This is a genomic window from Pseudomonas nitroreducens NBRC 12694 (assembly GCF_002091755.1).
GTDB classification, from domain to species: Bacteria; Pseudomonadota; Gammaproteobacteria; order Pseudomonadales; family Pseudomonadaceae; genus Pseudomonas; species Pseudomonas nitroreducens.
Map to the genome: position 1 here is coordinate 90,248 of NZ_BDAI01000002.1, position 21,047 is coordinate 111,294.

Here is a 21,047-nt window from a genome sequence, read left to right on the forward strand (position 1 = left end):
TCAGGGCTTGTTCGGCGCCACCTTGTCGAGAATCTGCCGGGCCAGGGCATGGTAGAGCGACACCGGCGCTATCCAGCCGGAAATGGCCGCGGCCAGCAGCGTGGCGGCGAGCATGGGAATGGCCAGGTCCGGGCTGTGGGAAAGCTCCAGCACGATCACCGAGGCGGTCAATGGCGAGCGCGTAACGCCCGCCAGATAGGCGCCCATGCCGAGCAGTGCACAGGTCTGCGGGTTGACGCCCGGCAGCAGGGAGAGCACGGGCGCGAACCCCGCGCCGACGCTCAATGATGGCGAGAACAGGCCGCCAGGGATTCCGGCCAGGTACGAGACCACGTTGGCGAGGAACTTCCAGAGCAGGAAGCTGGCGTCGGTCATCGGGTTGCCGTCGAGCAGGGCGCGGGTTTCCTCGTAGCCGGTGCCGAACACGTGGTTGCCGGAAATCACTCCGAGCAGTGCCAGTGCAAGCCCGCAGACAGCAGCGAAGCGCACCGGGAAGCGCTCTCGCACGGCGCACATCCGGCCGATCCAGCCGTGCTGCGCCGGCAGTACCAGCTTCACGTAGAGCCCACCGAGCACGCCGCCCAGCAGCGCGCAGGCGGGCACTTCGCTCCAGCCCCAGCCCGTGGGCAACCCGCCGCTGATGTCGCCAAAGTAGGAGTAGTGCCCCATCAGGCCCAGGGTGACCACGCCGCCGATCAGTACGGCGGTCAGCACCAGCCCGCTGAAGCGCTGCTCGTAGGTGCGGCTCAATTCCTCGATGGCGAAAACCACCCCGGCAAGGGGTGTGTTGAAAGCTGCCGCGATGCCGGCGGCGCCGCCCGCCAGGATCAGCCCTGCCACGGTGCGTCGGCCGTGGAGGCCCAGGCGCGTGCCGAAGGCGTAGATCACCGCGGCGCCTACGTGCACGGTAGGCCCCTCACGGCCGACCGAGCCACCGACCAGCAGGGCGCCGAGGGTGAACAGCATCCGTACCAGCGCCACCGGCAGGGCGAGCACCTGTGCACGGAATCGCCGCGATGGCGATTCCAGCGCGGCAATCACCTGCGGGATGCCACTGCCTTTCGAGTTCACGAACCAGCGCTGGGTGATCCAGGCCAGCAGCGCAAAACCCAGCGGCGTTGCCAGTAGCGGCAACCACGGCGATACCTGCAGCATCCGCTGGAACAACCCGAAGGAGCGATCCGCCAGCCAGGCAAAAGCCAGGGCCACCAGCCCCACCAGCAGGGCGCCGACCCAGAACGCGAGGTGCTGTCGCCATTTCAGCCAGCGCGAGCGAAGCAGTCGCCGCGTGCGCTTGCTTGCGGCGGAAACGCTTCGCGCATCGGGCTCATCTTGGAGGTCAGAGTCGGACATCGGCGGGTAGAGGTTTCGTCCCAGAAAGACCGAGTATGACCGCTACCGGCTGAACCGGGAAAGCCAGGATGACCGTCGACGAGAGCCGCCATGCCGTCAGCCGATCTTCAATGCCCGGTCCAGCGACCAGGCGCCCGCGCCGCGACCAATCAGCAGCAGGAGCAGGCCGGCCCAGGACAGGTGCGTCGGCCAGGCATCGGGGTAGACGAACACTTCGATCACGGCAGTCATGCCCAGCAGCGCGAGGGCGGAGAGGCGGGTGAACAGGCCCAGCACCAGCAGGACCGGGAAGAAGTGTTCTGCGTAGGTCGCCAGGTGCGCGGCTATATAGGGTGGCACCAGCGGCAGCACGTATTCGGTCTGGAACAGCTCGTAGGTGCTCGGCGTGATGGTCAGGATGCCCTCGACCTTGGTGCGCCCGGAGAGGAAGAAGATCGAGGCGATCCCCAGGCGCGCCACCAGGCACAACAAAGAGTCGCTGAGCACGGACTGCAGGCGGCTGGCGATGGTGTTCCAGTGCTGGCGAAGGGCGCCGCCCGGGTAGTGGCTGCGGGAGATGTCCATGGCGGCTTCCTCAGGTGAGTTTCAGCGGTTGGAACACGGCGGCGCCGAGCAGGTTGCCCAGCAGTACCGTGAAGTCGAGGTCGGCTTGCGCCCTGAGCGCCAGGGTCGATGCCTGATCGAGGTCATGACCGCTGGCGCAGGCATCGAGGAAGGCGCAACCGCCCACGTCCAGTGCCTGCCAGGTGACGCCCTCGGCATGGCCGACCAGCAGCGCGCCTTCAGCGTGCCAGGGCAGCTCTTCGGGCAATGGCAGCGCTTCGCGGTTGTAGCGCCAGATGCTGTAGATCGGCTGTTGGTCGAACCAGCGCCAGCGCGCGCTGGCGCGGGGTTGCAGGTGACAGGGAGCAAGGTCGGAAGCGGTCATGCCCGCCAGGTCGGACCACTGCAGCGCAGGCTCCTGTGGCGCGGTGTAGGCTTCCAGCCACAAGCGGTCGAGACGCGCCACGCCGGCCAGGTAGGGCAACTCGCGCGCGGGTTCGAAGGCGTCGAGGAAATCGGCGAAGTCTTCGCCGTAGAGCACCAGGCGAGCGTCGTTCGGCGGTGTCTGCTGTGCGTGGATGGTCGCCGCGCCGCGCAGCCAGTCGGTGCCGACCAGGCGTTCGACACTGGGGAAGTTGTCGCACAAGGCGTCGGTGCAGCCCTTGAGCACGGTGTTGCGGTAGACGCTGAAGCCGGCCTGCTCGGTCAGACCTTGCAGTCCGGGGGGAGAGCGCTGGTACAGCGCTTCGACGAAAGCTTCCTGGAATCTGCCGAGGGACGTCTTCATGCGGCCACCTTCGCCCGGTTGAGGATACCCTGGGCGATTTCGCGCTCGGCCAGCAGTTCGCTGAAGGCGGGGATCTGGTCGTCGCGCTCGATCAGCGTCGGGCGCGGGCCGATGCGCCGGATCAGGTGCTGGTAGAGCTCCCAGACCGGTTCGGCGATGGGGGCGTCGTGGGAGTCGATCAGCAGCTCGCCGCGCTCGTCGTGGCTGTGCCCGGCCAGGTGGATTTCCAGGATGGCCGCGGCGGGGAATCGGTCGAGATAGCGCTTGGCATCGAAGCCGAGATTGTGCGCGCTGACGTGTACGTTGTTGATGTCCAGCAGCAGGCCGCAGCCGGTGCGCAGCGCCAGTTCGGTGAGGAATTCGATCTCGTCCCAGTCGTGGCCGTCGAGGCGAAGGTAGTGGCTGGGGTTCTCGATGGCGATGCGCCGGCCCAGGGCATGCTGGGTGCGCTCGATGTTGTCGACGATGCGGGCCAGGGCCGCGTGGCTGCGCGGGAAGGGCAGCAGGTCCGGCAGGTACCGGCCGCGCCAGGTGGACCAGGCCAGGTGCTCGGAGATCAGCACGGGCTGCACGCGCTCAACCAGCGCGCGCAGCCGCAGCAGATGAGCCTTGTCGGGGGCGGCGTCCGCCGCCAGGGACAGCGAAACCCCGTGCAGCGACAGCGGATGCCGTTCGGCGATCCGCTCCAGCCAGGCAAGGCGAGGGCCGCCGACCATGTAGTTTTCCGGATGCACTTCGAACCAGAGCCCTCGCGCGCAGCAGTCGAGCGCCTGAGCGTAGTGCTCGGCCTTGAGCCCAAGGCCGGCACCCGGTTGAGTCGATACGTTCATGGTCGGCAGCCTGCACTCAGGACTTCATCGGGGTCAGCGAGCCCATGCCGTGCGGCGTCTTGATCGAGGCGCAGGTGCCGGCCGGGACGTTCTTCCAGTGCATGCCGTCGTAGTCCTTCTTGGCGCTGCCTGCGCAGGTGGTGCCGGCGCCGGCCTTGCAGTCGTTCTTGCCGGCCAGGGCCACGCCGTAGCATTTCTCCATGGCCGCGCCCGTGCTGGCCTTGGTATTCATGTCGTCGGCCAGTGCGTTCCCGGCAAGGCCGGCAAGGGCAAGGGCGGCGGTGGCGAGGGTGAGGTTTTTCATGGTGCGGTCTCCCGTTGGGTGGTGGGGCCGCACAGAGACTTCCGGCGGCTTGTCGAGTAGTTCGCCGGGAGTGGTGATCCGGTTACAGCCGCCTGAAGATTTTTTTGAGATTTCCCTGGGGCGGCCCTAAGGTATTGAACAGCTGCCTGTTTTTTCTGCGGGCCGGCGATCTGCCAGCAAGCGTGGGGCAGACTCGGGAAGATTTTCCTTGCGCGCTGTAACCAGGACGGCCGATGCAACGAACTACCAGCCAGGACGTGTTGATCGCGCGCGAAGCGCAGCTTCAGACACTGCTGATGCAGGGCATGGCCGGTGACGCGGCGGCCTACCGCGAGTTCCTCGCCGCCCTTGGCTCGCACTTGCGCGCGTTCCTGCGCCGCCGTCTGGCGCAGCGCCCCGGCGAGGTGGAGGACCTGGTGCAGGAAGTCCTGCTGGCCGTGCACAACGCCCGCCACACCTATCGCGCAGAACAGCCACTGACGGCCTGGGTGCAGGCGATTGCGCGCTACAAGCTGGCTGACCATTTCCGCGCCTTTGCCCGTCGCGAGGCGCTGCATGATCCGCTGGACGGCGATGAGGGCGAGCTGTTCGCCACCGAGGACGACCAGCCGGCGCAGGCCAGCCGCGATCTGGGCAAACTGCTGCAGCAGTTGCCGGACAAGCAGCGCCTGCCGATCGTCCATGTGAAGCTGGAAGGGTTGTCTGTAGAGGAAACGGCAAGCCTGACCGGGCTTTCCAGTTCCGCCGTGAAGGTCGGCATCCACCGCGGGCTGAAGGCCCTGGCGAACATGATCCGAGGGTTGCGAAGCGATGAAGACCAATGAACTGATCGACCTGCTGGCTGCCGGCGAAAGCGCGGTCGATCGGCGAGCGCTGGGCAAGCGCTTCGCTCTGGCTCTGCTGGGCGGCGGCCTGGGCGCGATACTGCTGATGGCCGCGCTCTATGGGGTGCGCGCGGACCTCGCTGACGTCGCGCGGACTCCGCTGTTCTGGGCCAAGGTCGCGCTGCCCGGCAGCCTGGCGCTGATCGCGTACGGGTTGAGCAGCCGCCTGGCGCGGCCGGGGGTCAAGGGCGGTGCTGCGTGGCTGCTGCTCGGGCTGCCGGTGCTGCTGGTATGGCTGGGTGGCGCGGTGGAGCTGGCCGCGGTGCCTGCCGAAGCGCGCGCCGGGCTGATACTGGGCAAGACCTGGCGCACCTGCCCGCTGAACATTGCGCTGCTCTCGATACCCACATTCATCGCCGTCTTCTGGGCGCTGCGTGGGTTGGCGCCCACCCGGCTGCGCCTGGCCGGTGCTGCTGGCGGTCTGCTCGCCGGGGCTACCTCGACCCTGGCGTACTGCCTGCACTGCCCGGAGATGGGCATTCCCTTCTGGGGCGTGTGGTACCTGCTCGGCATGCTCCTGCCTACGCTGCTGGGCCTGGCCCTGGGGCCGCGCCTGTTGCGCTGGTAGGGGCGTGCCGGCAACACGCCTACCAGGCTGCGAAGGCTTGTGAACGCCCGGCGGCCCCCGCGCCCGGACATGCGCCACATACCGGTAAGCCTGCGCAGGGGGCGCGTGTCCTGGCGGGATAAACTGGCGTCTATCGGCTGCGTACCGACTTCATTCCGTCTCCAATCGCAAGGAAATCCATGACCGACGTCGTCGACCTGTTCGACATCCAGTATTTCTGGAACCTGCTTGCCATCCTCTGGTTCCTCTTCTGCTGGATCGGCTACACCCGCTACGCCAAGACCAAGGCCCGCGACACCGCGTGCCTGGCCAGCGTGTTGCATCTCTACCGCCAGGACTGGATGCGTCGCGTGCTGCTGCGCGACAACCGCGTGGCGGACGCCAGCGTGATCGGCAACCTGGAGCGCAACGCCTCGTTCTTCGCTTCCAGCACCCTGATCATCCTGGCCGGTATCCTCACCCTGCTGGGCTCGGCCGAGCGCACGATATCGGTGCTCGCCGACCTGCCTTTCGTGACGCCGCCCACTCGCGGGCTTTCAGAGCTGAAGCTGCTGTGCCTGGCGGTGGTATTCGTCTATGCCTTCTTCACCTTCAGCTGGTGCATGCGCCAATACAACTTCGCGGCGGTGCTGATCGGTTCGGCGCCCATGGTGGGGGAGCGCAACGTCGGCGAGCTGGAGCGCAAATCCTTCGCCGAGCGCGCGGCACGCGTGGTGTCGCTGGCGGCGCACCAGTTCAACCAGGGCCTGCGCACCTACTACTTCGGCCTGGCGATGCTGGCCTGGTTCATCAACCCCTGGATCTTCATGCTGGTGACGGCGGGTGTAGTGGGCGTGCTGTACCAGCGTGAATTCCACTCCAGCGTGCTCCATGTGATGGTCTACACGCCGACGCCCCAGAGCGACGCGCCACGGGACAACGACATTCCTCCCAGCGGCTGAGCGGCAAACGGCAGAAACGACAAGGCCCGCAAAATGCGGGCCTTGTCTTGTGCAGCGCAAGCGACTTACTGTTTCTGCTCGTCGCCGGCGGGCTCCTGCGGCGCAGTGGCCGGGGCAGCCGGAGTGGCCGGGGAGGCTTCAGGTGCCGGTGGAGTGGTCGGCGCCGGAGTAGCCGGCTGCTCGGTCGCGGCCGGTGCCGGCGGCGCTTTCGGCTCTTCTTTCTTGTCGCAGGCGGCAAGGCCCAGACCTGCAACGATCAGCAGAGCGAAGGGAAGGGTTTTTTTCATGCGGAGCCTCCATGTGCGGCTTTCCTGGTGTTAGCCCTTTGAACCAGGCTTGTGTGAATTAGTTCAATGAATATTCCTGCGCCCCTGTATTCCATCACTGCAGGAGTGACAACGACCGGGGTATGATGCGGCCCCGTGCAGTCAATCGGTCGACCCTCCCATGTCCGAAAACCCACTCCTGGAGCGCGCCCAACGCTTCCTTTCGGCGCTGCGTCACTGCCAGTTGCTGGGCATCAGCGCGCATGCGGCAGACGCCTCCGGCCTGACCCTGCGGCTTCCCTACAGCGAGGCCATTGTCGGCAACCCGGAAACCGGCGTGATTCATGGCGGCGCCATCACCACGCTGATGGACACCACCTGCGGCATTTCCACCGTCTGCGTGCTGCCGCAGTTCGAGATCTGCCCGACCCTGGACCTGCGTATCGACTACATGCACCCGGCGCAGCCGCACAAGGATGTCTACGGGTTCGCCGAGTGCTACCGGGTCACCCCGAACATCATCTTCACCCGTGGCTATGCCTATCAGGACGACCCCAGCGAACCCATCGCCCATGTGGTCGGGACCTTCATGCGCATGGGTAAGGCGGTATCCGCCGGCTCGGTGAAGCGCGACGTCGATGGGGGCCAGGGATGACCACGGTGAACATCGAGGCCATGGTGCGCGCCGCGCACGAGAGCAAGGACTACGACCCGCTGATAGACGCGATCCCCTATGCCCGGCTGCTCGGCATCCGCTGCCTGCGCCTGGGCGACGATGCGATCTTCCACCTGCCGGCCAACCCGGAAAACATCGGCAACCCCACGCTGCCGGCCCTGCATGGCGGGGTGATCGCCGGTTTCATGGAGCACTCGGCGCTGCTGCATTTGCTGATGTTCATGGGCATCCCGCACATGCCCAAGATCATTGACTTCTCCATCGACTACCTGCGCGCCGGGCACTTCCGCGATACCTACGCGCAGTGCCAGGTCTGGCGCCAGGGCCGGCGCGTGGCGAACGTCGCCATTACCGCCTGGCAGACCACTCGCACCGAACCCATCGCCACCGCTCGCGCGCACTTCAAGGTCGATGGCGCCTGAATGGATACGCTGCTGATCCTGCTCGGCCTGCTGCTGATCCTCGCGGGGTACGTCTGGCTGATTGCCCGCGCGTTCGAGCGCAGCCTGTTCTGGGGGCTTGCCAGCCTGTTACCGCCGCTGGCCGTGCTGTTCGTCCTGATCCACTGGCGGCTGGCCCGCAGCGCCGTGGCCCTCGGGGCCCTGGGCTGCATTCCGCTGGTGGTCGGCCTGACGATGCTGGCCAGCCGCGACAGTGCGCGCCTGGAGGCCATCCTCCGCCTGGAGTGGCTCAAGCCCGAGGCGGTCGCCAAGCCTGAACTGGCGATCAACCTGCGCGGGGAGCTGAATGGCCAGCCCTTCGTGCCCGAACAGGCCGAGTTCATCGACGGTGTGCTCAGCCTGCGCGAAGGCCAGGACTTCTACGCTCACCGCGAAATCCAGGTGCGCCTGGCTGCGCCGCTCAGCGGCCCGCTCAGGCTGGACGTGCTGCCCGACGACAAGGGACGCCTGCCGGAAATCGAAGTCAGCTGGCTCGCGCCAGGCCAGGACCTGCCCGAAGCGGTCCGTCTGCAGCATGGCTACAGCCTGCACCTGGACCTGACGCCGAAGGCTCCCAACCGCCTGGAGGGCGCCTTCCACCTGGTGCTGCCGGCCCAGATGCAGACCACGCTTTCGGGCACCATCGAAGTCTTCACCGACCGCCTGCGCTATCGCGATGGCGAGGTGGATACCCGCTTCGACTCCCGCGATACCTTGCGTTATGTACTGCAGGACTACCTGCAGCGCCGCTTTGCGCGTCGTGATGTCGCCGTCACCCGCATGCCTGCCCTGGATACCCAGCGTGCCTCCCAGGAGGTTGCACTGACCGTCGAGGTAGGCGGCGCGCCGCAGGACCTGCAGGTCACGCTGGAGAAGACCCCCACGCGCGGCTGGGGTGTGCGGGACGACCGCTACCCGCGGATGAAGGCGTCGAACGTCGCTGCTGCCCCCCTTGCGGCCGCCACGCCGGCGAAATCCAGTGCCCCTGTGCCGCAGGCGCCGGAAAGCGGTCGCCTGGCCATCGAGCGCCTGCTGTCCGCACCGCAGCGCTACGTCAACCGCAGCATGCGCGTGACCACCGAGCGCGGCCGGGTTGCCGAGGGCGTCTTCGTCGGCCTCGATGTCGATGGCCGCATCGTCATCCGCCAGGTCATCGATGGCCCGGGCGAGGCGAGCTACACGCTGCGTCCCAGCGAAGTGACCGACATCGAACTGCCGGCGCGCTGACCTTTCGCCGGTCATTTGCCGGCGAATTTTCTCCAACCCCTTGAATTGGTTCGGGAAGCCCCCATCTCGCTGACATCGGCCGCACGACGCGGCATTTGTCACCCTCGGAGCGAGAAACGATGAGCGCGGAGACTCAAAAAGAAACACTGGGCTTCCAGACCGAAGTGAAGCAGCTGCTTCACCTGATGATTCACTCCCTGTATTCGAACAAGGAAATCTTCCTTCGCGAACTGATTTCCAACGCCTCCGACGCGGCCGACAAGCTGCGTTTCGAGGCCCTGGCCAAGCCCGAGCTGCTCGAAGGCGGCGCCGAGCTGAAGATCCGTGTGAGCTTCGACAAGGACGCCAAGACCGTCACCCTCGAAGACAACGGCATCGGCATGAGCCGCGAGGAAGTGATCGCGCACCTGGGCACTATCGCCAAGTCCGGTACCGCCGACTTCCTGAAGAACCTCTCCGGTGACCAGAAGAAGGATTCCCACCTGATCGGCCAGTTCGGCGTGGGCTTCTACAGTGCCTTCATCGTCGCCGACCAGGTCGATGTGTTCAGCCGCCGTGCCGGTGCACCGGCCAGCGAAGGCGTGCACTGGTCGTCCAGGGGCGAGGGCGAGTTCGAAGTTGCCACCATCGAGAAAGCCGAGCGCGGCACCCGCATCGTCCTGCACCTGAAGGACGGCGAGGACGAGTTCGCCGACGGCTGGCGCCTGCGCAACATCATCAAGAAATACTCCGACCACATCGCGCTGCCCATCGAGTTGCCGAAGGAGCACCACGGGGAAGAGGCCGACAAGCCGGCTGAAACCGAGTGGGAAGTGGTCAACCGTGCCAGCGCCCTGTGGACCCGTCCGCGCACCGAGGTGAAGGACGAGGAATACCAGGAGTTCTACAAGCACATCGCCCATGACTTCGAGAACCCGCTGACCTGGAGCCACAACAAGGTCGAGGGCAAGCTCGAGTACACCTCGCTGCTGTACGTTCCGGCCCGCGCGCCGTTCGACCTGTACCACCGCGAGGCCCCGCGCGGCCTGAAGCTCTATGTGCAGCGCGTGTTCATCATGGACCAGGCCGACCAGTTCCTGCCGCTGTACCTGCGCTTCATCAAGGGCGTGGTGGATTCCAACGACCTGTCGCTGAACGTCTCCCGCGAGATCCTGCAGTCCGGCCCCATCGTCGATTCGATGAAGTCCGCGCTGACCAAGCGCTCCCTGGACATGCTGGAAAAACTCGCCAGCAATGACGCCGAGGCCTACAAGGGCTTCTGGAAGAACTTCGGCCAGGTGCTCAAGGAAGGCCCCGCCGAGGACTTCGCCAACAAGGACAAGATCGCCGGCCTGCTGCGCTTCTCTTCCACCAGCGACGAGAGCGGCGAGCAGAGCGTTTCCCTGGCCGACTACATCGACCGCCTGAAGGAAGGCCAGGACAAGATCTACTACCTCACCGGCGAGAGCTTCGCCCAGGTGAAGAACAGCCCGCACCTGGAAGTCTTCCGCAAGAAAGGCATCGAAGTGCTGCTGCTCACCGACCGCATCGACGAGTGGCTGATGAGCTACCTGCCGGAATTCGACGGCAAGCAACTGGTCGACGTCGCCCGTGGCGACCTGGACCTGGGCAGCCTGGACTCGGAAGAGGACAAGAAGGCTCAGGAAGAGATCGCCAAGGCCAAGGAAGGCCTGGCCGAGCGCCTGAAAGCCGCACTGGGCGATGAAGTCGCCGAGGTGCGTGTCTCCCACCGCCTGACCGACTCGCCGGCGATCCTCGCCATCGGCGAGCAGGACCTGGGCCTGCAGATGCGCCAGATCCTCGAGGCCAGCGGGCAGAAGGTGCCGGAAGCCAAGCCGATCTTCGAGTTCAACCCGGCCCACCCGCTGATCGAGAAGCTCGACGCGGAAGCCGACGAAGACCGCTTCGGCGAACTGACCCACATCCTCTTCGACCAGGCCGCCCTGGCTGCGGGGGACAGCCTGAAGGACCCGGCCGCCTACGTGCGCCGCCTGAACAAGCTGCTGGTGGAACTTTCCGCCTAAGCTGAACCAGCCCAAAGCCCGCTTCGGCGGGCTTTGTGTTTTTCCAGTACTCGATCAACTACACCGACAAGCGAAAGGGGACTACCCGAATGAGCCAGATCAGCGTGCAACCTGTCGCCTACAGCCTCGATGGCGTGTCCTTCGAAGGCCAACTGGTATTCGATGCCGCCAGCAACGCGCCGCGTCCCGGCCTGCTGATGGCGCCGAACTGGATGGGCGTCAGCCAGGGCGCAGTGGATATCGCCCGCAAGGTCGCCGAGCGCGGCTATGTGGTGCTGGTGGCCGATCTCTACGGCAAGGATGTGCGCCCCAATGGCACGGAACAGGCCGGCGCCGCCATGATGCCGCTGAAGAACGACCGTGCATTGCTGCGCAAGCGCATGCAGCTTTCGCTGAAGACCCTGCTGGAACAGGCCGACAAGGCGCCGCTGGATACCGCGAAGCTGGCCACCTTCGGCTTCTGCTTCGGCGGCTGCTGCTCCCTGGAGCTGGCCCGTGACGGCGCGCCGCTGGCGGCTGCGGTGTCCTTCCACGGCACCCTGGATACGCCGAACCCGGCCGATGCGCAGAACATCAAGGGATCGGTACTGGTCCTCGACGGCGCCATCGATCCCTTCGTGCCGCGCGAGCAACTGACCGAGTTCGCCAAGGAGATGATCGACGCCAAGGTGGATTGGGCACTCACCAGCTACGGCGGCGCCGCGCATTCCTTCACCGACCCGCACGCGCAGATTCCCGGCAAGATGCAGTACGACGCCAAGGTGGCGCGCCGTGCCTTCGCCGCGATGTTCGACCTGCTGGAGGAGCGCTTCGGCGCCTGACGGCATCGGGGGGAGGGCGGTCGCGCCGCTCCCCCACGCCGGGCTCAGCGCAGCTTGGCGACCTTGAATTCGAGGTCCGGCCAGGCTGGCAGGCCGGCGAAGTCCTCCCGCAGGAAGCGCGCCAGCGCGACAATCTGTTCGTCGTTGAGGCTGTGACGGAACGCCGGCATGTAGCCCAGCTCCGGTCGGGCGGGTTCGCCGATGCCATCCAGGATCACCCGCAGCAGATTGTCCGGCGTGGCCGCATAGAGTTTGTTGCTCACCGCCAGTGACGGCCGCACGCCATTGAGCTTCGGGCTGTCGCCGTCATGGTGGCAGGCCATGCAGGCGCCATTGAATAGCCTGGCGCCAGTACCGCTGACCGGTTGCAGGGTGCCGTAGGTACGCTCTTCCAACTCGCTCGCCTGCTTCTGTGGCGAGAAATCGACGGGCTGTTCCGGCCGGAGGCTCGCGAGGTAGCGCGCCATGGCTTGCAGGTCCGCGTCCGGTTGCTGCGCAAGGCCTGCAGCTACCGCTGCCATGGGGCCGGCGGCGCCGCCGTGGTAGCGCGAGAAGCCATTGCGCAGATAGTCGTACAACGTCGCCTGGGTCCAGGGAATCGCCGTCTGGCCGCTGCCGTCGAGAGAGGGCGCCTGCCAGCCGTCCACTGTCGCACCGGTGAAGCGTTGCTTGCCGGCACGCTCGGCGCCCAGTGCGTTGCGCGGTGAATGGCAGGCGCTGCAGTGGCCGAGCCCCTCCACCAGATAGGCGCCGCGGTTCCAGGCAGCATCGCGCTGCGGCTGAGGCTGGAAGCGGCCCTGGTCGAAATACAGCAGGTTCCAGGTGGCCATCAGCCTGCGCTGGCTGTAGGGGAAGCGCAGGCGGTTGGCCCTGGGCTGCGCCTTCACCGGCGGCCGGCTCATCAGATAGGCGTAGAGGTCGTGCAGGTCTTCGTCGCCAATGCGGGTGAAGGCGGTGTAGGGGAAGGCCGGGTAGAGGTAGTCGCCCTCCCGCGAGACACCTTCGCGCATCGCTCGCTCGAAGGCCTCGAAGGACCAGCTGCCCAGCCCGGTATCGCGGTCCGGGGTGAGGTTGCTGGTGTAGAGCGTGCCGAACGGTGTGGCCATCGCACGGCCACCGCTCAGCGGCGCGCCACCTTCACGGGTGTGGCAGGCGGCGCAGTCGCCCAGGGCCGCCAGTTTCTGCCCGCGGGCAATGGATTCGGCGCCGAAGCTGTCGACGGCCGGCGGGTCGATGGGCGCAATGCTGCCTTTCCAGGTCATGGCCAGCGCTACCAAGGTGGATGCGGCCAGCGCTGCGATGATGCCCAGTGAATGGTTTTTCATTTGGGTTGTTTCTCGTTCAGGGCAGCCAGTACCCGTTCTGGCGTGAACGGCGGGCGGGTGAAGCGCACGCCGGTCGCGTCGTGCAGGGCATTGGCGATGGCGGCGGCGCTGGGTACCGATGCAGATTCGCCGGCCCCCAGCGGCGGAGTACCGGGGCGGTCGAGCAGCAGCGCGGTGATCCTGGGCACCTGGGGGAATCCGAGGATCGGGTAGCCACCCCATTCCAGGCTGGTGACACCGCTGCGGTCGAAGGTCGAGCACTCCATCAGTGCACGGCTGGTGGCCTGGATCACGTTGCCGTGGACCTGGTGGCGTACCCCGTCGGGATTCACCATCTGCCCGCAGTCCTGCGCCACGTGGACCTCGGTCACGCGGACGGCGCCGGTGTGCGGCTCGACCTCGACGTCGACTATCCGCGCCGCCCAGGCCGCGCCGAACCCTGGGAAGGTACTGTGGAAGTAGCGCGCGTAGGCGAAGCCGCGGCCGACCAGCAGGTTGCCCTGGCGTGCCCGCGGGTTGGGCGAGACGCGCGGCTGCCACTGAGCGGCGGTGGCCAGCGCGTTGATCAGCGCTATGGCACGTTCGTCATGCAGGTAGCGCAGGCGGAATTCGATGGGGTCGGCGCCGGCCATCTGCGCCAGTTCGTCGATGTAGGACTCATGGGCGAAGACGTTGGGCAGTGCCGATACGCCGCGCATCCACGAGGCGCGAACGATGGGGGCTGCGTCGTTGCAGACCACCCGCATGTGCGCAAAGGCGTATTGCGGGACGGCGGTGCGATCGCCCATCTGGGTTATCTGGGGCTTGGCGTCCACCCGCGAGGTGAGCAGCAGGGCCAGGTTGACCGCGTTATTGGAGGGGTAGCAGGTTGAGAAGTCGTACGCCGCCACGTCGCCGTTCTCATCCAGCCCGCCGCGGACTTCGATCAGTTGCGCCGAACCCTTGGGCTCCCAGCCGTGTTCCTGTTCGCGCATCAGTTGCACGCGCACCGGTCGGCCGACGGCCAGGGCGAGCAGCGCGGCATCGGCGCTCACGTCGTCGGCGCAGTTGCGGCCATAGCAGCCCGACGCTTCCATCCGGATGACCTCGACCTGTTCCGGCTGCATGCCCAGCAAGGTCGCCAGGTCGGCACGCAGGTCGTGGGGGTTCTGGCTGCCCGACCAGACCTTCATCAGGCCATCCTCGAAGTGCGCGAGCGCGCAGGATGGGCCGATGGAGGCGTGCTGCTGATAGGGCCAGACGTAGGTGCGCTGCAGTGGGCGGTGGAGCTGCGCCAGCGCGGCATCCATCTGCGTGTCGTCCTGGAGCATGCGTGGCTGCTTGGGATGGGCGCGCAGGGTGGATTCCAGTTCGTTCAGGCCCAGGGGTGGCAGGCCGCTCCAGTGCTTCCAGCGTACTTTCAGCTGGCGGGCAATGTGGATCGCCTGCTCTTCGCGCTCGGCTACCACGCCGATGAAGTCACCTATTATCACCAGCCGGACAAAACCGGGCAGGTGGGCTACGGACTGCTCATCCACTTCCGCCCGGCTCCTGCCCAGCGGCGCGCTGACATCCGCACCGGTGTAGGGCGGCCGCACCACGCGGCCATGGAGCATGCCCGGCAGGCGCATGTCGTGTACGTAGGTCAGCCCGCCCGTGACCTTGGCCGGGATGTCCAGGCGCGGCACCGAGCGGCCGACCACGCGGTAATCGCTGTGGGCCTTGAGCGGCGCGCTGGCATCGACCTTCAGTTCGAAGCGCTCGCCACGCAGCAGTTCGCCGTAGCCGATACTGCGGCTGGGTTTGCCTCTGACGAAGATTGCCCCGCCGGCGCAGTCGAGCTGGCGAATGTCGACCCGGAGGTGTTGCGCCGCGCGCTGCATCAGGAACTCCCTTGCCTCGGCGGCTGCCCGGCGCAGCGGAATGGCGCTGACCTGGAGGGTCGAACTGGCGATGGTCGGCCCCTGGTCGGGCGTGTAGCGGGTGTCACCCAGCAGCAGGGTGATCTGCTGTAGGTCGACATTCAGCTCCTCGGCGACTATCTGGGTCAGGGCAGTGCGTATGCCGGTGCCGAGGTCGACATGGCCGCAGGCAGCGGTGATGGTGCCGTTGCCGGCGATGGCAATGAAGCTGTCGACCTCGTCGAGGGTCAACACGCCATCGGCGCTTTGCGCCAGCAATGGGTCAGGCAGTTGAGTGCTGACCAGCAGGGCCGCGCCGGCCTTCAGGAACTCACGGCGGCCGAGCAGGCTCATGCCGGGTTTTCCTGGCCGCGGTTGCCGATTCGCTCGGCGGCCCTGCGCACGGCACTGAGGATCTGCACGTGGGTACCGCAGCGGCACAGGTTATAGGCCAGTTCCTGGCGGATCTCTTCGTCGCTGGGCGAACTGTTGCGCGCGAGCAGGGCTGCGCTGGTCATGATCATGCCGTTGCTGCAGTAACCGCACTGCGCCGCCTGCTCGTCGATAAAGGCCTGCTGGACCGGGTGCGGGGCATCCAGTGTGCCGAGACCTTCCAGGGTGGTGACCTGGCGCCCCACAGCCGCGGAGACCGGCGTGACGCAGGAGCGGGTGGCGATGCCGTCGAGATGCACGGTACAGGCGCCGCACTCGCCCAGGCCGCAGCCGAACTTGGGGCCATTGAGCTGCAGGTCGTTGCGCAGGACGTACAGCAGCGGCGTATCGGCGGCCACGGCGAGGTGCCGGGGCTGGCCATTGACGACCAGCGAGAGGGGGTCAGCCACGGGGTGTGCTCCTTCCGGGGAAATCGGTCCCTTGCGCCGAAGAGGGTCGGCGGAGGGAAACGGAAGGCAGTCTTCGGGAACGAGCTGACGCCAGCTAGGGCGAGGGGGCCGATAGGCCTGTAGGAATCAGGTGAAAGGGGCGCGGACACCGCGCCCCGTCGCAGTGTGGTTTCAGGGGGTACCGGCAGGGGCGGAGGCTGATTGGTTGGCACGATAGCCGCGCGCACCGAACCAGATGATGTACAGGTAGCACACCAGCGGCACGGCAAAGGAGGGCAGCAGGCCGATGCGGTCGGCGAAGAAGGCCTGCACCAGCGGCATCAGCGCGCCGCCGACGATGGCCATGCAGAGCAGGCCGGAGCCTTTGCTGGTGAGGTTGCCCAGGCCCTCCAGAGCGAGAGAGAAGGTGGTCGGGAACATGATCGAATTGAACAGGCCGATCAGGATCAGCGCCCACATCGCCACGTGCCCGCCCAGGGTCAGCGCTATGCCGATCAGCACCGCGATGGCCACGGCGTTGAAGGCCAGCAGGCGGTTCGGCGCGATCGCGCGCATCAGGGCGCTGCCGATGAAGCGACCGACCATGGCGCCACCCCAGTAGAACGACAGGTACTTGCCGGCCTGCTCTGCCGGCAGCCCGGCGATGTCCGGTTGGCCCATCAGGCTCACCAGGTAGCTGCCGATGGAGACTTCGGCGCCGACGTAGCAGAAGATCGCGATGACCCCGAACACCAGGTGCCGGTGGGCGAGGATCGACTGGCGACCTGCCGCGCCATCGGTGGGTTCGCCGTGATGGATCTTCGGCAGGCGGAACAGGGCGATCAGCACGGCGATGGCGAACAGCAGCCCGGCCAGCACCAGGTAAGGCGTCTTCACCGAGTCGGCTTCGCTGGCGGCGGAACCACCGATCTGCGAAGCGGCACCGGCTCCGATGGCGAGGATGGTCACCGAACCCAGCAGCGGGCCGACCGTCGTGCCCAGGGAGTTGAACGCCTGGGTCAGGTTCAGCCGGCTGGCCGCGGTGGCGGCGGGGCCGAGCACATTCACGTAGGGGTTGGCCGCAACCTGCAGCAGGGTGATGCCCGAGGCGAGGATGAACAGCGCGGCGAGGAAGAACGGATAGGACTGCGAGCCGGCCGCCGGGTAGAACAGCAGGCAGCCGAGGCCGGCCGTGGACAGGCCGACGATGATGCCGCTCTTGTAGCCGACCTTCTCCACCAGCCGCCCGGCGGGGAAGGACATGATGAAGTAGGCGCCGAAGAAGCAGAACTGCACCAGCGAGGCCTCCACGTAGGACAGCGTGAAGACGGCCTTGAGGTGCGGCACGAGGATGTCGTTCAGCGAAGTGATCAGGCCCCACATGAAGAACAGCAGGGTCAGCACGGTGAGGGCGCTGGTGTGGCGTTGGGCGGTCGACTGGTCCATCGCGGACTCCTCGGGCCAGAGGTAGCGGGCTTGCCGGGGGCAAGGGTTCAGGGCGCGCGATGCTACAGCAGGCCTTCGCGCGAGTCCTCAAGCATTCGCCGGTGTTCGACAGCGCGGCGGCGATATCCGATAGGTTTCTCTGTTCGGCTAGCGCGGCAACTCGATGCGTTCCTGCTCACCCGGCACCGTCGGCCAGTCGTGGGCGGCCCAGCGGGCACGAGCGTTGTCGATCAGTGCCGGGTCGCTGGCGACGAAGTTCCAGTTCATCCGTCGCGGACCATCCAGCGGCTCGCCGCCGACGATCACGGCATGGCAGTCGCCGCAGGCACTGAGGGTGAAGGTTTCACCTTCGGGCAGCACCACCAGCTCGTGCGGTGACAAGGGCTCGTCGTCCAGGAGGGCCTCTCCCTCGATGAGGTAGAGCGCCCGTTCGGGGTGTTCGTCGGGTATCACCAGGGTCGCGCCAGCATTGAGTTGCAGGTCGGCGTAAAGCGTTCTGGAGTGCACCGGCACCGGTGACTCCAGGCAGAAGCCGGTGCCGGCGATCATGCGGATGCGCACGCCCAGGTGGTCGCTTTCCGGCAGGCTGGCGCTGGCGTGGTGGCTGTAGCTGGGCTCGCAACTCTCGAGCTCGCGCGGCAGAGCCAGCCAGACCTGCAGGCCGTGCAGGCGCGAGCCGCTGTGCAGCAGGTCGGCGGGGGTTCGCTCGACGTGGGCGACGCCGCGGCCGGCGGTCATCCAGCTGACGTCGCCGGGCAGTACCCGCTGGTCCGAGCCGAGGCTGTCCTTGTGCTGCACCTGGCCCTCGAACAGGTAGGTGAGGGTGGACAGGCCGATGTGCGGGTGCTGGCGGATGTCCATGCCATGCTCCGGCGCGAAGCTGCTTTCGAGCATGTGGTCGAAGAACACGAAGGGGCCGATGCTGCGCCGCTGTGCAGACGGCAGGGGCCGCAGGATGGGCACGCCCTCGACGTCTTCGGCGCGCGGGCGGATGGCTAGCAGGCTGTCGCTCATGATGGTGTCCAGTGGTCCGATCCACGCATGATAGACGCTTGGCGACATGCCTACCCACGCGGCGCCAAGCTGTCATCAGGCTGTCACGGCGATGTCATAGCCTCGCGCGGACCCCAACAAGGAGCGCGACATGCCCATTTCCCGCCTGCCAGCAGTCCTGGCTCTCTCCCTGGCTTCTGCCTTCGCCTCCTCGGCCTTTGCCGAAGTGCGCGTCAACGGCCCGGTCGAGTACGGCGTCTTCGTCAGCAACTACAAGGATTACCAGCCGGGCGAGCGCGTGCTGACGCGCAGCGAGCAGGAGCTCGAGTCCACCACCCGCGTGCCGGCCAAGCTGGGCACCAAGTTCGGCCTGCGCTACCAGCTCAGTGGCAAGGTCGAGGGCGATACTCCGCTGACGCTGCTGTACTTCACTCCCGGCGTGGTCAGCCCCGATGGCCAGCGCCACGACAAGTTCGAAGTGGTGCAGAAGCTGGTCGTGGGCGCGCCCACCGATGTGATGGCCTACCAGTTCACCGAGAATCATGAGGTGGTACAGGGCCAGTGGCGCTTCATGGTGTTTCAGGGCGATCGCCTGCTGGCAGAAAAGACCTTCACCGTCGAATAAGTCACGCAGTAATAACTCTCTGTAAGAGAAGGGCCCGGTCATATGCCGGGCTTTTCTTTGCCTGTTGAAAGAGACGGATTACATCCTTTCCATTGGCAGAGGGGAAACAGTTTGTTACTTTGCCTGCACGATAGTCCCAACTCCAGCGTGCAAGCAGAAGAGGAGGGGGGGCCATAGCGCCCGCAAGCGCTCTGGCAGGAGTGTTACTGCACGGCGGCCCGGTTTTGTCCGAGGCTGGCGGCAGCCGAGAAACGAATAAGAACAGCTCTGGCCGCAATGACCGGGGCGATAAATCTTGGCCATGGAGGTAATGCTGTCTATGAACAGTCGATTGGGTGCGCGCTCGTCCATTTTCTGGGCGCCGCGGCGGGCGGGGGCGGTGATGGGACTCTTGCCGCTGCTGGTGGCGGGCTCGGCCCAGGCTCTGGAGTTCAAGCTGGCCGACAACGAGATCACCGGCTCGCTGGACAGCACGCTGTCCTACGGCGCCATGTGGCGCGTGCAGGGCCGCGACAAGAGCAACATCAGCGACATCAACGCCGACGACGGCAACCGCAACTTCGACACCGGCCTGGTTTCCCAGGTCTTCAAGCTCACTTCCGACCTCTCGGCCAAGTACCAGAACTATGGCCTGTTCATGCGTGGCACCGCGTATTACGACACGCAGATCATGGACAAGCGCAACGACTACTACGACACCACCAATGGCGTGGAGCGTCCCAGTCAGTCGTACCCGCAGGACGACCACTTCACCGACGACACCCGGCATATCGCCGGCCGCAAGGCCGAGCTGCTGGATGCCTACCTGTCCGGCAGCTGGGATGTCGACGAGCACCCGCTGACCGGCCGTGTCGGCCGCCAGGTGCTGAACTGGGGCGAGGGCGTGTTCTACCGTGGCGGGGTCAACACCATCAACCCGGTCGACGCCGCACGCTTCCACCTGCCGGGTTCCGAACTCAAGGAAGTGCTGGTGCCGGTGGAGGCCCTGAGCTTCAACCTCGGCCTGACCGACGACCTGTCCATGGAGGCCTTCTACCAGTGGAAGTGGAAGGAAACCCGCCTCGACTCGGTCGGTACCTACTTCTCCGATACCGACCTGTTCAGCGATGGTGGCGAAACCGCCTATACCACCGAAACCGACCCGCTGATCAAGGAACTGCTGGCCGGCTACCCGACGGTCGCCTCTCTCGGCCTGCTGGGCAACGGCCCGCATGGGCCGAACGCCTTCCTCGATCCGAACACCGGCACCTTCAAGGTGGCCAACATCGGCAAGGACATCGAGGCGCGCGACGACGGCCAGTTCGGCGTGGCGTTCCGCTACATCGCCGAGGAGCTCAACTCCACCGAGTTCGGTTTCTACTTCGTCAACTACCATGCCAAGGAGCCGCAGGTCGCGGTCGATCTGCGCAACTACCAGGGTGTCGATGTCGACGCGCTGAACAGCCTGCTCGGCCCGCTGGGCCTGGGCGAGGCGGTGCCGGGCCTGGCCACGCTGGACATGGCGAGCAACGCCGAAGCCCGCCGTGACTATGTCGAAGACATCCGCATGTACGGTTTCAGCTTCAACACCACCCTGGGCGATGCCTCGGTATCCGGCGAGATCGCCTACCGGCCGAACATGCCCATCAGCATTTCCGCCACCGACGACCTGCTCGGCGACCTGCTGACCCAGGGCGTGCTGGGCCAGACCAACCTCTACGACGGCAATGTGGCCGCCGGCCAGGCCTGCGCCCAGGTGGCCGGCAAGCAGCTGTGCCGCGGCAGCCTGTTCGAGAACTATGAACGCGCCGAGACCTACAACATCTCGCTGTCGACCATCTACAACTTCGGCCCGCACCTGACCTTCGACTCCATGACCGGCGTGGCGGAGCTCGCCTCCGAGCACATCCGTGGCAGCAGCCTGAAGTACACCGCCTGGGACGGCACCGAGCGCAAGTTCGTCGGCGCCCAGGACAAGGCCTACGTCGGCGGCAACGATGACGACGTGCAGATCAGCCGCGACAGCTACGGCTACACCCTGCTGCTCACCGGTAGCTGGAACGACGTCTACGCTGGGGTGAAACTTTCGCCCTACGCCGTCTACCAGGAGGACTTCAGCGGCAACTCCGACCGCACCGGCAACTTCATCGAAGGCCGCAAGGCCTACACCCTCGGCATCGACGCCAGCTACCTGAACACCTTCGAAGTCGGTACCCAGTACACCAACTACTACGGCGCCGGCTCGAGCAACTCCATGCGCGACCGCGACAACGTCTCGATCACCGCGAAATACTCGTTCTGATCCGGAGAGGAC

The 21,047-nt window shown here is 66.3% G+C and carries 21 protein-coding genes; 10 read left to right on the top strand and 11 right to left on the bottom strand.

The window, feature by feature from the left end; genetic code table 11:
• The 5 genes from PNI01S_RS06275 to PNI01S_RS06295 all read right to left on the bottom strand — a co-directional run bounded on the left by PNI01S_RS06275 (position 1) and on the right by PNI01S_RS06295 (position 3,817).
• Positions 1 to 1,224 carry a chloride channel protein gene (locus PNI01S_RS06275; protein ID WP_420902308.1) on the bottom strand — a complete coding sequence of 408 codons (1,224 nt, stop codon included), beginning with the start codon at positions 1,222 to 1,224 and terminating at the stop codon, positions 1 to 3.
• A 225-nt stretch (positions 1,225 to 1,449) separates the two neighbouring features.
• Positions 1,450 to 1,917, bottom strand: a complete 468-nt coding sequence (locus PNI01S_RS06280; protein ID WP_024762433.1) for a DoxX family protein — start codon at positions 1,915 to 1,917, stop codon at positions 1,450 to 1,452.
• A 10-nt stretch (positions 1,918 to 1,927) separates the two neighbouring features.
• Positions 1,928 to 2,683, bottom strand: a complete 756-nt coding sequence (locus PNI01S_RS06285; protein WP_024762432.1) for an HvfC/BufC N-terminal domain-containing protein — start codon at positions 2,681 to 2,683, stop codon at positions 1,928 to 1,930.
• The gene (gene bufB, locus PNI01S_RS06290; RefSeq protein ID WP_084357637.1) at positions 2,680 to 3,513 is read right to left on the bottom strand and encodes an MNIO family bufferin maturase; all 834 of its coding nucleotides are present in this window, start codon (positions 3,511 to 3,513) and stop codon (positions 2,680 to 2,682) included. The genes PNI01S_RS06285 and bufB overlap by 4 nt, the downstream gene beginning before the upstream one ends.
• A gap of 16 nt (positions 3,514 to 3,529) precedes the next feature.
• Positions 3,530 to 3,817 carry a BufA1 family periplasmic bufferin-type metallophore gene (locus PNI01S_RS06295; protein WP_084357638.1) on the bottom strand — a complete coding sequence of 96 codons (288 nt, stop codon included), beginning with the start codon at positions 3,815 to 3,817 and terminating at the stop codon, positions 3,530 to 3,532.
• Positions 3,818 to 4,050: 233 nt separating this feature from the next.
• Between PNI01S_RS06295 and PNI01S_RS06300 the strand changes: the two genes are divergently transcribed.
• The 3 genes from PNI01S_RS06300 (at position 4,051) to PNI01S_RS06310 (ending at position 6,210) form a co-directional block, all read left to right on the top strand.
• Positions 4,051 to 4,641, top strand: a complete 591-nt coding sequence (locus PNI01S_RS06300; RefSeq protein WP_084357639.1) for a sigma-70 family RNA polymerase sigma factor — start codon at positions 4,051 to 4,053, stop codon at positions 4,639 to 4,641.
• A complete protein-coding gene (locus PNI01S_RS06305) occupies positions 4,628 to 5,269 on the top strand; it encodes a DUF1109 domain-containing protein (RefSeq protein WP_037013133.1) in 642 nt (213 codons plus the stop codon). Before PNI01S_RS06300 ends, PNI01S_RS06305 begins: the two co-directional genes overlap by 14 nt.
• Positions 5,270 to 5,448: 179 nt before the next feature.
• Positions 5,449 to 6,210, top strand: a complete 762-nt coding sequence (locus tag PNI01S_RS06310) for a DUF599 domain-containing protein (RefSeq protein WP_084357640.1) — start codon at positions 5,449 to 5,451, stop codon at positions 6,208 to 6,210.
• A gap of 65 nt (positions 6,211 to 6,275) precedes the next feature.
• Here PNI01S_RS06310 and PNI01S_RS06315 read toward each other — a convergent pair whose 3' ends face one another.
• On the bottom strand, positions 6,276 to 6,497 hold the full coding sequence (locus PNI01S_RS06315) for a hypothetical protein (protein WP_024762428.1): 222 nt from the start codon (positions 6,495 to 6,497) through the stop codon (positions 6,276 to 6,278).
• 160 nt (positions 6,498 to 6,657) lie between these two features.
• Here PNI01S_RS06315 and PNI01S_RS06320 point away from each other — a divergent pair, with 160 nt between their 5' ends.
• From PNI01S_RS06320 to PNI01S_RS06340, 5 genes are all read left to right on the top strand, one after another.
• On the top strand, positions 6,658 to 7,131 hold the full coding sequence (locus PNI01S_RS06320) for a PaaI family thioesterase (RefSeq protein ID WP_024762427.1): 474 nt from the start codon (positions 6,658 to 6,660) through the stop codon (positions 7,129 to 7,131).
• On the top strand, positions 7,128 to 7,574 hold the full coding sequence (locus PNI01S_RS06325) for a PaaI family thioesterase (protein ID WP_084357641.1): 447 nt from the start codon (positions 7,128 to 7,130) through the stop codon (positions 7,572 to 7,574). The genes PNI01S_RS06320 and PNI01S_RS06325 overlap by 4 nt, the downstream gene beginning before the upstream one ends.
• A complete protein-coding gene (locus PNI01S_RS06330; protein WP_084357642.1) occupies positions 7,575 to 8,819 on the top strand; it encodes an MFS transporter in 1,245 nt (414 codons plus the stop codon). It begins immediately after the preceding gene.
• A gap of 119 nt (positions 8,820 to 8,938) precedes the next feature.
• A complete protein-coding gene (htpG, locus tag PNI01S_RS06335; protein WP_084357643.1) occupies positions 8,939 to 10,843 on the top strand; it encodes a molecular chaperone HtpG in 1,905 nt (634 codons plus the stop codon).
• 89 nt (positions 10,844 to 10,932) lie between these two features.
• Positions 10,933 to 11,664, top strand: a complete 732-nt coding sequence (locus PNI01S_RS06340; RefSeq protein WP_084357644.1) for a dienelactone hydrolase family protein — start codon at positions 10,933 to 10,935, stop codon at positions 11,662 to 11,664.
• A gap of 44 nt (positions 11,665 to 11,708) precedes the next feature.
• On the opposite strand, the gene PNI01S_RS06345 is transcribed toward PNI01S_RS06340, so the two are convergent.
• The 5 genes from PNI01S_RS06345 to PNI01S_RS06365 form a co-directional block, all read right to left on the bottom strand.
• The gene (locus PNI01S_RS06345) at positions 11,709 to 12,989 is read right to left on the bottom strand and encodes a cytochrome c (protein WP_084357645.1); all 1,281 of its coding nucleotides are present in this window, start codon (positions 12,987 to 12,989) and stop codon (positions 11,709 to 11,711) included.
• Positions 12,986 to 15,223 (bottom strand): xanthine dehydrogenase family protein molybdopterin-binding subunit, encoded by a 2,238-nt coding sequence (locus tag PNI01S_RS06350; protein ID WP_084357646.1) that lies wholly within the window; start codon positions 15,221 to 15,223, stop codon positions 12,986 to 12,988. The genes PNI01S_RS06345 and PNI01S_RS06350 overlap by 4 nt, the downstream gene beginning before the upstream one ends.
• Positions 15,220 to 15,711 (bottom strand): (2Fe-2S)-binding protein, encoded by a 492-nt coding sequence (locus tag PNI01S_RS06355; protein WP_065084771.1) that lies wholly within the window; start codon positions 15,709 to 15,711, stop codon positions 15,220 to 15,222. Before PNI01S_RS06355 ends, PNI01S_RS06350 begins: the two co-directional genes overlap by 4 nt.
• 171 nt (positions 15,712 to 15,882) lie before the next feature.
• Positions 15,883 to 17,136, bottom strand: a complete 1,254-nt coding sequence (locus PNI01S_RS06360; RefSeq protein WP_084357647.1) for a sugar MFS transporter — start codon at positions 17,134 to 17,136, stop codon at positions 15,883 to 15,885.
• 147 nt (positions 17,137 to 17,283) lie between these two features.
• On the bottom strand, positions 17,284 to 18,150 hold the full coding sequence (locus PNI01S_RS06365) for a pirin family protein (protein WP_084357648.1): 867 nt from the start codon (positions 18,148 to 18,150) through the stop codon (positions 17,284 to 17,286).
• A 130-nt stretch (positions 18,151 to 18,280) separates the two neighbouring features.
• On the opposite strand from PNI01S_RS06365, the gene PNI01S_RS06370 reads away from it, so the two are divergent.
• Positions 18,281 to 18,754 (top strand): DUF3859 domain-containing protein, encoded by a 474-nt coding sequence (locus PNI01S_RS06370; protein WP_037013152.1) that lies wholly within the window; start codon positions 18,281 to 18,283, stop codon positions 18,752 to 18,754.
• A gap of 319 nt (positions 18,755 to 19,073) precedes the next feature.
• A complete protein-coding gene (locus PNI01S_RS06375; RefSeq protein WP_089285751.1) occupies positions 19,074 to 21,035 on the top strand; it encodes a DUF1302 domain-containing protein in 1,962 nt (653 codons plus the stop codon).
• Positions 21,036 to 21,047: the final 12 nt, after the last annotated feature.